This window comes from Andreprevotia lacus DSM 23236 (genome assembly GCF_900176275.1).
Classification (GTDB): Bacteria; Pseudomonadota; Gammaproteobacteria; order Burkholderiales; family Chitinibacteraceae; genus Andreprevotia; species Andreprevotia lacus.
This window is the reverse complement of record NZ_FWXD01000035.1, coordinates 24,755-36,656: the sequence shown is the minus strand read 5'-3', so window position 1 is coordinate 36,656 and position 11,902 is coordinate 24,755. Positions and strand designations below refer to the sequence as shown.

The 11,902-nt window shown below is 62.0% G+C and carries 24 protein-coding genes; 15 read left to right on the top strand and 9 right to left on the bottom strand.

Translation table 11 applies throughout. The features are described 5' to 3' along the window. Both B9A19_RS19380 and B9A19_RS19375 read left to right on the top strand, forming a co-directional pair. Positions 1 to 328: integrase core domain-containing protein (locus tag B9A19_RS19380; RefSeq protein ID WP_139799003.1), on the top strand; the 328-nt coding region annotated here is incomplete at its 5' end. Positions 329 to 461: 133 nt separating this feature from the next. After that, positions 462 to 1,094 carry a DUF4241 domain-containing protein gene (locus B9A19_RS19375; protein WP_084092808.1) on the top strand — a complete coding sequence of 211 codons (633 nt, stop codon included), beginning with the start codon at positions 462 to 464 and terminating at the stop codon, positions 1,092 to 1,094. 11 nt (positions 1,095 to 1,105) lie between these two features. Here B9A19_RS19375 and B9A19_RS19370 read toward each other — a convergent pair whose 3' ends face one another. Genes B9A19_RS19370 through B9A19_RS19350 form a run of 5 tightly spaced genes read right to left on the bottom strand, consistent with a single transcriptional unit; the run spans position 1,106 to position 3,250 of the window. Beyond that, the gene (locus B9A19_RS19370; protein WP_084092807.1) at positions 1,106 to 1,585 is read right to left on the bottom strand and encodes a hypothetical protein; all 480 of its coding nucleotides are present in this window, start codon (positions 1,583 to 1,585) and stop codon (positions 1,106 to 1,108) included. Positions 1,586 to 1,588: 3 nt separating this feature from the next. Beyond that, positions 1,589 to 1,936 (bottom strand): hypothetical protein, encoded by a 348-nt coding sequence (locus B9A19_RS19365; RefSeq protein WP_084092806.1) that lies wholly within the window; start codon positions 1,934 to 1,936, stop codon positions 1,589 to 1,591. Next, positions 1,933 to 2,595: a hypothetical protein gene (locus B9A19_RS19360; RefSeq protein WP_084092805.1), complete on the bottom strand. Its 663-nt coding sequence runs from the start codon at positions 2,593 to 2,595 to the stop codon at positions 1,933 to 1,935. Before B9A19_RS19360 ends, B9A19_RS19365 begins: the two co-directional genes overlap by 4 nt. 45 nt (positions 2,596 to 2,640) lie before the next feature. Further along, a complete protein-coding gene (locus B9A19_RS19355) occupies positions 2,641 to 2,922 on the bottom strand; it encodes a hypothetical protein (protein WP_084092804.1) in 282 nt (93 codons plus the stop codon). Position 2,923: 1 nt separating this feature from the next. Continuing rightward, positions 2,924 to 3,250 carry a DUF1330 domain-containing protein gene (locus B9A19_RS19350; protein ID WP_084092803.1) on the bottom strand — a complete coding sequence of 109 codons (327 nt, stop codon included), beginning with the start codon at positions 3,248 to 3,250 and terminating at the stop codon, positions 2,924 to 2,926. Between the two features lie 406 nt (positions 3,251 to 3,656). Here B9A19_RS19350 and B9A19_RS19345 point away from each other — a divergent pair, with 406 nt between their 5' ends. The 10 genes from B9A19_RS19345 to B9A19_RS19310 all read left to right on the top strand — a co-directional run bounded on the left by B9A19_RS19345 (position 3,657) and on the right by B9A19_RS19310 (position 7,661). Next, positions 3,657 to 4,490 (top strand): hypothetical protein, encoded by an 834-nt coding sequence (locus B9A19_RS19345; RefSeq protein WP_176217025.1) that lies wholly within the window; start codon positions 3,657 to 3,659, stop codon positions 4,488 to 4,490. A gap of 700 nt (positions 4,491 to 5,190) precedes the next feature. Continuing rightward, positions 5,191 to 5,400 (top strand): hypothetical protein, encoded by a 210-nt coding sequence (locus B9A19_RS19340; protein ID WP_084092801.1) that lies wholly within the window; start codon positions 5,191 to 5,193, stop codon positions 5,398 to 5,400. After that, positions 5,400 to 5,642: a hypothetical protein gene (locus B9A19_RS19335; protein ID WP_084092800.1), complete on the top strand. Its 243-nt coding sequence runs from the start codon at positions 5,400 to 5,402 to the stop codon at positions 5,640 to 5,642. The genes B9A19_RS19340 and B9A19_RS19335 overlap by 1 nt, the downstream gene beginning before the upstream one ends. Further along, the gene (locus tag B9A19_RS22690; RefSeq protein WP_176217024.1) at positions 5,639 to 5,803 is read left to right on the top strand and encodes a hypothetical protein; all 165 of its coding nucleotides are present in this window, start codon (positions 5,639 to 5,641) and stop codon (positions 5,801 to 5,803) included. The genes B9A19_RS19335 and B9A19_RS22690 overlap by 4 nt, the downstream gene beginning before the upstream one ends. 173 nt (positions 5,804 to 5,976) lie before the next feature. After that, positions 5,977 to 6,213: a hypothetical protein gene (locus B9A19_RS19330; RefSeq protein WP_084092799.1), complete on the top strand. Its 237-nt coding sequence runs from the start codon at positions 5,977 to 5,979 to the stop codon at positions 6,211 to 6,213. Beyond that, positions 6,210 to 6,392 (top strand): hypothetical protein, encoded by a 183-nt coding sequence (locus tag B9A19_RS19325; protein ID WP_084092798.1) that lies wholly within the window; start codon positions 6,210 to 6,212, stop codon positions 6,390 to 6,392. The genes B9A19_RS19330 and B9A19_RS19325 overlap by 4 nt, the downstream gene beginning before the upstream one ends. Positions 6,393 to 6,395: 3 nt before the next feature. After that, positions 6,396 to 6,572: a hypothetical protein gene (locus B9A19_RS22685; RefSeq protein ID WP_176217023.1), complete on the top strand. Its 177-nt coding sequence runs from the start codon at positions 6,396 to 6,398 to the stop codon at positions 6,570 to 6,572. Then, positions 6,550 to 6,996, top strand: a complete 447-nt coding sequence (locus B9A19_RS19320; protein ID WP_084092797.1) for a hypothetical protein — start codon at positions 6,550 to 6,552, stop codon at positions 6,994 to 6,996. Before B9A19_RS22685 ends, B9A19_RS19320 begins: the two co-directional genes overlap by 23 nt. A 39-nt stretch (positions 6,997 to 7,035) precedes the next feature. Then, positions 7,036 to 7,305 carry a hypothetical protein gene (locus B9A19_RS19315; protein WP_084092796.1) on the top strand — a complete coding sequence of 90 codons (270 nt, stop codon included), beginning with the start codon at positions 7,036 to 7,038 and terminating at the stop codon, positions 7,303 to 7,305. Then, a complete protein-coding gene (locus tag B9A19_RS19310) occupies positions 7,293 to 7,661 on the top strand; it encodes a pilus assembly protein PilP (protein WP_084092795.1) in 369 nt (122 codons plus the stop codon). The genes B9A19_RS19315 and B9A19_RS19310 overlap by 13 nt, the downstream gene beginning before the upstream one ends. Positions 7,662 to 7,696: 35 nt before the next feature. On the opposite strand, the gene B9A19_RS19305 is transcribed toward B9A19_RS19310, so the two are convergent. The 4 genes from B9A19_RS19305 to B9A19_RS19290 all read right to left on the bottom strand — a co-directional run bounded on the left by B9A19_RS19305 (position 7,697) and on the right by B9A19_RS19290 (position 10,403). Further along, entirely contained in the window at positions 7,697 to 8,176 is a 480-nt protein-coding gene (locus B9A19_RS19305; RefSeq protein ID WP_084092794.1) for a VOC family protein, read from the bottom strand. A 167-nt stretch (positions 8,177 to 8,343) separates the two neighbouring features. Further along, on the bottom strand, positions 8,344 to 8,958 hold the full coding sequence (locus B9A19_RS19300) for a hypothetical protein (RefSeq protein WP_084092793.1): 615 nt from the start codon (positions 8,956 to 8,958) through the stop codon (positions 8,344 to 8,346). A 22-nt stretch (positions 8,959 to 8,980) separates the two neighbouring features. Then, positions 8,981 to 9,838: a substrate-binding periplasmic protein gene (locus B9A19_RS19295; protein WP_139799000.1), complete on the bottom strand. Its 858-nt coding sequence runs from the start codon at positions 9,836 to 9,838 to the stop codon at positions 8,981 to 8,983. 133 nt (positions 9,839 to 9,971) lie between these two features. Then, positions 9,972 to 10,403: a DUF7919 family protein gene (locus B9A19_RS19290; RefSeq protein WP_139798999.1), complete on the bottom strand. Its 432-nt coding sequence runs from the start codon at positions 10,401 to 10,403 to the stop codon at positions 9,972 to 9,974. A 138-nt stretch (positions 10,404 to 10,541) separates the two neighbouring features. Here B9A19_RS19290 and B9A19_RS19285 point away from each other — a divergent pair, with 138 nt between their 5' ends. From B9A19_RS19285 to B9A19_RS19275, 3 genes are all read left to right on the top strand, one after another. Further along, positions 10,542 to 10,943 carry a BPSL0067 family protein gene (locus tag B9A19_RS19285; protein WP_084092790.1) on the top strand — a complete coding sequence of 134 codons (402 nt, stop codon included), beginning with the start codon at positions 10,542 to 10,544 and terminating at the stop codon, positions 10,941 to 10,943. Further along, positions 10,930 to 11,286 (top strand): STY0301 family protein, encoded by a 357-nt coding sequence (locus B9A19_RS19280; protein ID WP_084092789.1) that lies wholly within the window; start codon positions 10,930 to 10,932, stop codon positions 11,284 to 11,286. The genes B9A19_RS19285 and B9A19_RS19280 overlap by 14 nt, the downstream gene beginning before the upstream one ends. Before the next feature lie 65 nt (positions 11,287 to 11,351). Continuing rightward, positions 11,352 to 11,759, top strand: coding sequence for a pentapeptide repeat-containing protein (locus B9A19_RS19275; protein WP_084092788.1), 408 nt, complete (start codon positions 11,352 to 11,354; stop codon positions 11,757 to 11,759). The last annotated feature ends 143 nt before the right edge of the window (positions 11,760 to 11,902 follow it).

Genomic DNA, 11,902 nt, shown 5'->3' with positions numbered 1-11,902 from the left:
GCAACCGGTGGGCGTGCTGTTTCACAGTGATCAGGGCTGCCAGTACGGCAGCAGGTTGTTCCGGCAACGGCTGTGGCGTTACCGGATGAGTCAGAGCATGAGCCGACGCGGCAACTGTTGGGACAATGCGCCGATGGAGCGGCTATTCCGCAGCTTGAAAACAGAATGGCTCCCGGAGCTGGGGTACTTGTCGTTTACACAGGCCAAGCAGGACATTGGTGCATATCTGATGGGGTACTACAACCGGCAGCGCCCACATGCGGCCAATGGGGGCTTGCCACCGGCAGTACGAGAACAGCAACTCAAATCACTGTCCAGGATTTGTTGACCACTACAGTTGGCGGTGCCAGCGGGCAAGATCCCTCAATGAACCGTACTGATCCTGCAAGCGATACGACTTAGGGATTGTGCATCCCAATACGGGCAGCCTGCCCATACACAACGCCTACAAGGACTGACGCATGCCCTATCAACCCGAGCTTGAGCGCTTCAACAGCGCCTTCGACGGCATCACCTTTGCGCCTGGCAGCGACATTTCAGGCTTTCGGGTCATCGACACCGGTCTGCTGCACCTGGCCAGCGGCCAGCTCTGTGCGAGTGATCCGCTTGTATGTCCTGATCCGCCGGCGTTCACCCAGCAGGTGCCGATCGGCGATTGGCCGGTGCAGGTCGCCGTAGCCTGTCTGGCCAACGGCGACGAGCGCATGGCTTATGCACGTGTGGTGTTTGCCAACGCGCCGGTTAGCCGTTGGGTAATGGCCAGCACGCCAGACCAGCCCGACGGGGAGATGGGCGAAGATGAGTTTTATGGCTATGGCGTCGATGCCGGCACGGGTTGCTTCATGGACCTCAGGGCATCCGTGCTGCTGGCGGCTTGCATGCAAGCCGATAGCGATTACTTTGAGCAGATGATTGATGCCATGCAGGCCAATTACCGGGATACGCATTGCTGGGTTGACCTGCGGCCCGATCCGCAGCGCCCAGACAACGTAATGTGCTTCAGCAGCGGCTGGGGCGATGGCTGCTACCCATCCTTTTTTGGCCATGCGGCCGATGGCACGCTGGTCTGCGTGATGACCGACTTCCTAGTGTGAATGCAGGAGCCTCAGTCAGCGCCGAAGTGGAAGTAGATGAATACATCCTCACTTTTGCTGCGCCCCACCCCGGCATTGCCCCATGGGTAGCGCTGATAAGCGATATCGATATCCCCTAGCTGGCGCTGCAGCCAGGCGGCATGCCTTGCGTAGGCCTTGTCGCTGTCGTAGCTGTCCCAATCGACAAAGGCGATGTCGGCGTCGTCAAGCGAGATGCTGCCACCGGTCAGCACGCCATCGTCAAAGCGCAAGCACAGGGTGCGTGGCTGGCCTTGTTCGCTGAAGCGCATACGCGCAAAGCAGCAACTGACTTCGCGCTGTTCAACGCAAACCTGCTGCGGGGCACTCACCTGAAAGCGCGGGCCGAGTGCATCCAGCCGCGTACCGGCGGCGAAATACAACTCGTCCACCGTCAGACTGCCGACGGCGGCATCGAGCCGGAGCATGGCCTCTGCGGGGAAATTGAAATCGGAAGTGGAATTGCTTGGCATGACCTAACTCATATCATCTGCTGGCAAACGCGCGGCCATCGATAGTGATTGCGCCAGAAACAGGCTGGCCAGCGCAAACAGCAGCGCGGCTGCCTGCAAGTAAGCAAAGCGGAACAGCAAGCCACTGCCGCCCCAGCATAGCCAGGCTAACTGGAAAAAGCCGTTCCAGCGCTGCGGGGCCAGTTGGCGGCCTAGCAAGGTGCCCAACAGTGGTGGAAAGAACAGCCCAATGCAGATTTGCGTGTTGCTCCACTGCATGCTGCCCAACAGCATCCATTGCAGCACGGCGGAGCCCAGCCCGGCCAGCAGGGCAAGCAACAGCCAGGGGCGGCGCAGCCAGCGATCGATCATGGTTGTTTCTTCCTCAATTGGTTCTGCAACGCGCGCAAGCCGCGCTGCCAAAGCGGGCCGCTGCGCACGCCATACGGGGCGAGCAGATCGAAGATGGCGCGCCCGTCCGGCGTCGATGCCAGACGCCGTTTGGCCGCACGCAGCAGGCGTTGCATGCGGCGGCGGCCGATGACGATGCGCACATCTTGGCTGTCCAGCACGGCGCAGAGCGGCGCCAGCAGCCGGGCCAGCGCGAAACTGGCCGGATCCTGGCGGCTGCGGTCGGGTAGCAGCCCGGCCTCGTCCAGCAAACCGTGCAGCACCAGCGCGGCGGTGCTGCCGGCCCAGACGGGCACGGTGCGGGACTGGCCCGGTGGCAGGTAGCTCAAGCGTACGGTGATCGCTACCTGATCTGCCAGCGCATCGCGCAACACCGTGCGGGGCAGGCTGTAGAGCGGGCTTTTGGGCGGCAACACGATCAACGACGCCGTGGCTGCGGCTGTTGGGCCACGGTACAACCCTGGGATCACAAAAAACTGCACGGGCCGCGCACTGCCCTGCGTGGCATGCCAGGCGGCTTCGGCCTCGCCCAGCGACTGCAGCAACGCATGCACGGCTTGCGCTGCCTCAGCCTGTCCGGCAGCGTCGGTTTCATCCAGCAGGTATTGCGCGTAGGCCACGTCCTTGCTCCTGAAGCTGGTCAGGCACAGCTACATCCACCATGCTCAGCGCCAGCGCTTGGGTGGGTAACCATGCTTGGCCACGTAGCCGAACCTGTACGCGCCATAGACGCCGGAGTAGCCCAGCCCGATCACCTGCACCAACCGCTGCCAGAACGGTGAATACATGCCAGGATGGCTGAACAGATCAACCGCCATGTAAATCACCGCCGGGATCAACACCACCGCGCCAGCGGCAAGCACCCCGCAAGCCAGGCGTTGCCACGGCGGCACCGGCGTGATCTCTGGCGTAGCGGGGGTTGTTTCCTGTTCGGTGCCGGTACTCATTTCATGGCTGTGCGGGGGCCGTCTGGCCCGGTTGCAGCCCATCGTAGCCTTCGATGATCACCATATCCAGCGCCGATACTGGCGCACGCAGCGCGATGGCGGCCTGATAGGCGGGCGAGTGCCAGCAGTCCAGCGCGGCCTGATAGGTGGGGAACTCCACCAGCGCGTGGCGGCTGCGCGTGCTGCCCTCGGGGTTTTCGAACTGGCCACCGCGCGCCAGAAAGCGCCCGCCGTACTCGGCCAGCGGCGCGGCATTGGCAGCCACGTAGTGTTGGTATTGGGCGGCGTCGGCAATATCGACGCGGACGATCCAGTAGCCTTTGGGCATGGGGTTTCCTGTAAGGAGAAATCAGCATAACTCGTTTGCGCTGGCACCAAGTGCCAAGCCAGACCGCGGCATCCATCCATTGGCCGATGCAGCCAGCAGCAGATTTACAAACTGATCCCGCAGCGTCAATGAGCCACCCGCTCCAATGCAAATGGCTTGGCAAAGGTAGTACCAGTAGTTTGCGTAAGTAAAGCAAATATCAAGCTGCCACTGCAGTTAGCCAATGCCCACCTCTCAGCAACACTACTTACATTCAGTCACCAAAATTCGCAATTTTTTTGCAAACAACTACGTATATATTGTTTATTACATACCCGATTATGTCAAAATATGACAGCTAACGAATACAATTTTGCAGTGATGCTGTGTTCGCAGCCTTCAACGCTCATCCTTGGGAAAACACATAATGCAAATCGGTTCCTACCTAGTCCGTACCGTAGCCGCCATGACGGCAGCAGCACTCGCTCTTGCCGCCTGCGGTGGCGGCGGTGGCAGCAGCGATAACGGTAATGTGCGGCCCACACCAACACCAACACCAACACCGACACCGACACCGATTCCGACACCGGTTCCGGCCGGTTCTGCGGCAGAGGGGCTTTGGTTTGGCAATACCAATAACGGCCGCGTGGCGATTGGCTTGGTGCAAGGGAATGGCAATTATTGGGTGATGTACACAGTTGCAAACAACCCATCGGTGATTGGTGGTGCCATCCAGGGCCAGCTCAGTGCATCGAACGGTACGCTGGCATCGTCGAATGCCAAGGACTACAGCGTTGAAGGCAATGCCGTGCTAAGCGCAACAGTCAGCGGCAACTACACCAGCAAATCCGGCCTGAGCGCCGTTATCGCCTATCCTTCGCTCAATCAGTCGGTCACGATGTCCACCAGCTACAACAGCGCATATGACGCCCAGCCCAGCCTGGCTGCAGTTGCTGGCACTTACACTGGCACGGGTGCGATTGTGTCGGGCGGCGGCGAAAGCATCCGCGTCACCGTTGGCACAGATGGCAAGGTTTCCGGCCTCGGCCTTAGCAGTGGCTGCGCATTCAGCGGCACAGCCAGCCCGCTGGCCAAAGGCAATGCCTACAACCTGACCGTCACTTTTGGCGGCGGCAATTGCCTGCTGGGTACCTCGACCTTGCAGGGCCTGGGTTACTTCGACTCGGCCACCAAGCGTTTGTACGGTGGCGCGCAGCTGCCGGATCGCAGCATGGCGCTGATCTTCGTCGGTTCGCGCTAAGCAACATCATCAGTCCTGCCCCATGCCACTCTCCATGGCACGCAAGAACCCGGCCTGGCCGGGTTTTTGCATTTTTCAAACAGGCGCTTGGGCCATCGTGACAGCCTGATAGACAGCCCCTTCTACGCTGCTAGGCCCACCAGGCTCTCTGCCCCCGCCTCACCACGCGCCCATTCTCCGTTCGGCCCCCGGCGCACTTCGTGCCCTTCTATTCGTTCACCGTGGCATCGGCAACACGATTCATCGCAGTTCGGCCCCGCCGCGAACTTTGCGACGATAGCTTCGGCATGGCCCGTCACAAAATCAACCAAAGCACAAACCAAAGATATCAAAATACTTGACAAATTAACTAACTTTAGTTAATATAACGATATCGACGCACCACTCAGCACCTACCCCGGTTCACGCCAGCCCCCCGAGGCCAGTACCGCAACAGCGGGAACGCAGGACGGACACCAAGCGTGGGTCTGCAGCCCGGCACGGCATACGGCCAATGGGCGGGGCGCGGCACCCCGATGAGGCTGCCGCAGCGGCTGAGTGGTGCGCAGATGGGCCGGCCCGCCAGGGTCGGCATCCGCCAGCAGATTGCCCCGCAGTCTGTTGCCGGATGCACAGCCATGCATCACCGGTGCCTGCGGCACCTTGCTTCATCCTCGAGCTTCACCCCGGTCTTGTGCCGGGGATTTTTTTGGAGGTTGCCATGCATACCGCCTGCCCGCTGGACGACGAACTGATCGGCCAGTCTTTGCTAACCATGGATTACGAACTGGCCGCACACAATCTGACCATGCAGAAGTCCGATTTGCTGCGCGAGCTGGCCGGCCTGCTGCGCGCCGGTCGCCTGATCGTGCCCGACCATGCCGATGCCGGCGCATTGCTGGCGGTGGAAACCACGCTGGAGATCGCCTGATGGAACGCTTTGCCGCCACGCTGGCCGATGCGGCCAGCCCGCTCACCCTGCTGGTCGATTACGACTATCAAGCGGCCGCGCCCCACCTGCGTCGGGCCGAGGCTCTCACCATTCACGCCGCCTGCGTGGGCGAGGCCGATATCTGGGATGTGCTGGCACCGCACTGGCAGGACGAGCTGGAGCAGCAGGCATGGGCCGAGGCGCGCCATCGCCACGGCGTATACGTGGGGCTGGCCGCATGAGCGCCGCCACACCGCGCCGCTGGCGCATCACCAATGTGCTGATCCTGCCGGGCCTGGCACAAAACGCCCGCCGCCGCGCCGCGCTGGAGGCCGCCAGCGGCTGCAAGGCCATCCGCCGGGGCCGGCTCAACCTGCTGGCCGTGGCAGTGCGCCATGCGTAGCGCGCTGGCCGCACTGGGCTGGGGTGCACTGTATCTGGCGCTGTGCCTGGCTTATTTGCTGTTGAGCGCCTGGGGCGCCAACAGCTAGCGAGCCGGTATCGCCACAGCGGGGGCAATGGCTCACGCACCACCGCCAGATTGTAGCCCCTGCACGGCCTGATCAAGGAGATCGCATGCCTCTGCACCTGCATATCAAACCGCGCAGCACACCGGCTGAAGCGCCGCTGGCCACCCAAGGCCGCGCCCGCCAGTTGCTGCTGCGCCTGTATCTGCAACAACCGGCGCTGCTGCACACGCCACTCTACCAACAGGCCCGCCACGCACTGACCAGCCCCGGCGACGCCCCGCTGCCGCGCTGGCTGCGCGCCACGCTGTACCTGCTTGCCACCCGTATTCAGGAGAACGCATGACCACCACCCGCCAACGCGCCGAGCACGCCCGCCTTGCCAACACCCCGTGGCGCGGCCACGCACCCACGGCCAGCAAGCCGGCCAAGCGCCCCACCGCCGCAGCCCAGGCCCAACAGCGCCGCGAAGTACGCCTGCGCCTGCAAGAACGCCACGAACAAGACCGCGAAGTCTGGGAGTAAGCCATGAACGCACGCCGTTTCACCCAGCACGCCGCCGCCACGCAACGGCAGCGGCGGCTGCAGTTTTTTCATTTGCAGCAACAGCACGCCAAGCAAGTTGACGCGCCTGCGCAGCGCGGTAACGATGCCGGCATTACACCGCGCCCCGAGCAAACCGGTGAACGACACCATCCCCAATGAAGCGGACTGGACTGGCTGGAAAGCCGATGTGGAATCCCGCTTTGCTTACCGCACCTACTTTGGCCGCAGCAATAGCGAGATGCGTTTGCGCTATGACGCCAGCCCCATCGAAGTGTTTGAAGAGCTGCACTTCATGCCGGTCAAAGCCTTCCACTATTACGTATTGGGCTTTCGCGACAGTGTGCTGGCCCGCGCCAACCCGGACGACATTGACAACGCCACAGCAGCAGACTGCTTCCTGGGCCTGATTGCCGTCCGCGCCAGAGAGCAACGCAGCGACGTCACCCCCATCTGGCACGAGCTACGCGCCGCCGTGGCCTTTGTCGCCGAGCATCAGGCCGATTACGATGCCGATGAGGGCATCTTTGGCAGCTTTGCCAAGAAGCGGGCGCAGATTGAGGCGTTGATACAAGGTCACGACTGAATCGCCCCGCCACGATATCCACACCACCAGGAGCCGCCCGTGCAGATCGAGATCATGGCCTTCAACCCGGTGGGATTTTTTGAGATCGCCATTGATCGCAGCAATGGCAGGCCCCTGATCGGCATTCCATTTGATGTTGGCCCGGCAGGCCACTGCAATTATTATGTGATCAGCGACGTGGAATACCGCCAAGGGCTGGCCGACCCGCGCAGTCTGGATCATCTGGTCAGTGGGCAGGACTTCAGAGGCAGTGGGCGGCTCTATCATTCGACTTGGGCCCATCATCCGAGCAAGTCATGCACAAGCTGATTGCACCGCATCTGCCGTGGCACAGCAGCCAGCGATGGATAGTCGCCCTGGCATTGCTGGCCACCCTGCTCACGGGCGAAGCCGCCGCGACACGCGAGAAGCAGGCGCTGGAAGCGTACGAGCTGGCCGATCTGCGCATCGTCACCATTCAAATGCACGGCAAGCGCGCGCCCTATGCGGTGATGCGCGACCCCGCCGGTTATCTGCACTGGCTCTTTCCCGGTGACTATCTGGGGCGCCACTACGGGCTGGTCAAGGCGATCAGCGCCAAAGGCATACGCGTGCTGGAAGTCTACGAGTTGACCACCGATAACTGGCAGGAAGTACCCGTCTGGCTGCCTTATCCGCAGCACTGATCACCCGCTGATCGGCCTTGCCGCAGGCGGGCTACCTACCCCCGCCTTGCCGCCTCAATCAGCGCGATATCAATCTTGCTCATCCCCATCATCGCCTCGAACGCGCGCCTGGCGGCCGCCGGGTCGGGGTCGGTGATGGCGGCGGTGAGGGCGCGCGGGGTGATCTGCCAGGACAGCCCCCAACGATCCTTGCACCAGCCACAGGCGCTGGCTTCGCCGCCGTTGTCGATGATGGCCTGCCACAGCCGGTCGGTTTCGGCCTGATCGTCGGTCGCTACCTGGAAGGAAAACGCTTCGGAATGCTTGAATGCCGGGCCGCCATTCAGGCCCAGGCAAGGGATGCCGAGCACGGTGAATTCCACCGTCAGTACGTCGCCCTGCTGGCCGGACGGATAATCACCGGGGGCGCGCAGCACTCTGCCCACCGCGCTATCGGGGAAGATGCTGGCGTAAAACGTTGCGGCGTCCAGCGCCGCGCCGTCGTACCACAGACAGATGGTGTTTTTGCTGATCATGCGGGTTCTCCTTGACGCTGGCAGCCGGTGCCCTGCCTGCTCAACATAGGCCACGCTTGCTGCAATGGCATGACGATCATGTGGGGGACAACACCGAGACATAACACGGGGTAACGCTAGCGGAATTTGGCACGTCCCCATTTGCCACAATTGGCCGCCCGCCACTTTCATCGACAAGTCTCGGGCAAGTGCAACGATACGTACTCGCCTTTCTCGCAACCCCTCAGTGCGTCCGCCAGCACATCCAAGCCAGTTCCTGACAGATAAAGGCCTGCGGAGTGCCCTCTTGGTACGATGTCGATAAATCGATGAAACCACTTCACCTTATCCAGTTGAAGTGCGACCTGTGCAATCTCGCCAAGCTCTATCGATTGGAAGTTGCCAAGGTCGCCAACCAGCTTGGTCTTGCGCAAAGATATGAACGTGGCGCCAACAGGGATATCAGAGTAAGCATTACGTCCAACGACCACGCCGTTGGCGAGGATGGTCTCGACCTGAAAGTAGCCAGCATCTTGTTTGGCACGCCACACGGTTAACAGTGCTTGAGCTCGGTGCCGCAACGGCTGGGGCCACTTCGTTCGCTCGACGATGGATTCAAGGCACGAGGCAATCTCTACATCAATTGGCAGCCCTTGCTCCAGCCAACCCACGGCCAACTCCGGCCAATAAGGCGCCTCCCACCTCAACCCGGCAAGAACAACATCCTGTGCAGACGCTTCAACAGCGATGTATTCGGCTAGTGATGACTCCAAATGTACGACCAAGGAAGGCGGATGCATCATTCAGTCTTCCGGTAGGCAGCCATCAACGCCCCTCCTCCAGCCCGCGCATCAACTGCGCCAGCCGGCCCGAGCCGCGCAGCTTGGCCAGGCCACGGTTGAAGCTGGCCATCAGTTGCTGGTTGCCCGCCAGTTTGCGTGACAGGATGAGGTGCCATTGGCCCACGCGCACCGGGCGGCCGTCGGCAACGATGCGGGCGGCGTCGGCAGTGCTGAAGCGGGTGGCCAGCAGATCGTAGCCCACGTGCACGTTGATGACGGCGGCGTCGATGCGGCCGGCCAGCAGTTTGTGCAGGTTCTGCTCGTCGTTCACCACGCGCTCGACGTGGATGCGGCCGGCTTTTTCGGCGTTCTCGAACTCGTCGCCGTAGTAATAGCCCAGCCCGCCACCGATGGTTTTTTTGTAGAGGTCGTCCATGGTGCGCCATGGCAACGCCTGGGTTTTCAGGTGGAACAGCAGCTCGGGGGCTTCGAGGATGGGCTGGCTGTAATAGAACAGCGGCTCGCGCTCGGCCGTGCGCGACCAGCCCACCGAGCCGGCCAGCCGGCCGTTGGCGGCATCGCTCAGTGCGCGCTTCCACGGCAGGTATTCGTATTCGGCCTTGATGCCTTCCTGCGCAAACGCCTCGGTAACGATCTGCGTGACCACGCCACCGCCCGGCCGCGCCGCACTCATGAAGGGCGGCCATTCGCCATTGCTCAAGCGCACCACGGTGGGGGCGGCCAGTGCCGACGGCAGCAACCCGGCCAGCAAGAGCGCAGCCCCCGCCCACCCAGCCAGCACACGCAGCAGCGTTTGGCGGGCAAGCATGGCGCGGGCGTGGCGCAAGCGGCCTGTCACTGCAATGGACGATGCCCGGCGGGCATCAGCGGGGTTGAGCACTGGCCATTTCCTGTCACAGCAAACAAATTTTTCTGTCAGGGATACGACAAGCAAGCCCGACGCCCCCGCGCAGAATATAAGCAAAACCTAACCCAAGCAAAACCCGGTTGCGCAGCCACAACAGCCCAGTGGCCTATGCCCTGGCCGGCTGCAGCAAGCCCCTGCCGCCGCAGGCCAGCATGGCACGGTGATACGCCACCGAGCGCATGGGCGGGCAAGCCAGCACGGCTGCCACAAAGACCGGTGGCGGCAGATACCAATGGCTGGCAACGTAATGGGCGATGGCGACCGGCGCGATGTAAATCAGCCCCTCGTTGGCGTGCGGCACATACAGCTCGCCACCGCTGTGCGGGCCATCAACCTGGCACAGCACGCACTGCTGCACCCCGGCCGCCACGGCGGGTTGCCACGGCGCCGCACACAGCTCGACCAGCTTGCGGTAAAACGCGGCCGGCACCGCGCCTTGCGGATAATCCTGCCCCTGCGCCAGCCAGCCCACGGCACGCAGCGTGGCTGCGTTGGGGTGGTCGGGCGCGTAGGGGGCAAGGTCTGGATAGTGCGGCACGGGTGATCTGCTCACGGCAAAACAAGTGCCCATCATGCGCTGTTTTCATGCGCTTCGTCACGCTTTGTTGCGTTGTTTGCCAACATCAGCCCTGCTAAAATTGCAAGCAATCAGCAAGCAAACAAAGGGGGACAACACATGCCATATATCGCCGGTAACCCGCGCAAATTCGTTGATGAATCAGTCGGCAACGGCCAATGCGTGGCCTATGCCCGCGCGGCCGCGCAAATGCCGCACACCGCCGCCTGGCAGCGCGGTACGCTGGTAAAGGGCAATCTGGACCTGCAGCCCGGCACCGCCATTGCCACCTTTGACGACAACGGCCACTACGGCAACCACACCGACGGCCGCTCGCACGTGGCCATCTATCTGGGCCAGGACGCCAGCGGCATCCGCGTGCTGGATCAATGGGTAGCGCACAAGCGCGACCAGGCCGGCCACAAGATCACCGTGCCGCAGCCGGTGCACGAGCGCATCATCCTGTTCCGCAAGGCACCCCGCGTCGAAAACAACGGGGACAACTACTATGTGGTTGAATAAACCTGCCGTGCTGCTGGCCGCACTGCTGTGCGGCAGCGCCCTCGCCGCCGGCGTGCAATGCCCCCCCACGCTGCAGGATGGCGGCAAGCCGCACGCGCTGGCCAGCGCCAGCCTGTTTGAAGGCCCGCCCGACCAACTGGCCGACCTGATGCCCGACAGCGACAACGCCATCCGCTGGGCCCTGCCCGACTACCAGCAAAGCGCCAAGGCACGCGGCACCGCGCTCTATCTGGTGTGCCGCTACGCCAAAACCCGCCAGACCACCACGCTGCAAGTACCGGCCGCTGCCAAAAGCTGCGCGGTGACAGGGGGCAGGCGGAAAACGGTGGCGGGGTGTGTTTGATTAAATGAGACAGAGGCGCGCCCCGTGGCAGCCAGCAATCAATCACCCAGGAATGGAGTGGGGCCATGCTGATTGAATCCGAGCAAGTAACAGAAGCCTGGCAGGTACTTTCCTATGGACTTCAAGAAGACATCATCTTCCGGTTTTGTGTCATTCAAGATTTCGACGCCGAGGGCGGGAGCGCTGGCGGGGCTTTTCTTTCATGCCGCTTTAACAACCTCGATATTTATTGGGGAATATTCAATTGCTGTATTTTTTCCGAATGCCGCTTTGAAAACTGCACATTCAGGGGCACCAGTTTTCCAGATTGCAAATTCGTCGAATGCGAATTTATCGGCTGTGCTTTCGTCCAGGACAATCTAGGCAGCGCGTGCTCTTTTAGGGGCGCAAGCTGGTATGGGTGCGTGCAGTCACTCAGCGCAGGCATGCCAACCGAAATTCCGCTGAACCACCAAGCTGCTGGCGCTGCCTGATGCGCCAAAACCGACCAGCCAATGGAACGCAACGGCGAGACGGCCAACACCACCACCATCAGTTGAAACATGCATACCGCCATCGCTTCATATCATGGTGGGGCCTTGGCCGGGCCATGCTAAGCTTGGCGAAGTGTTCCGCC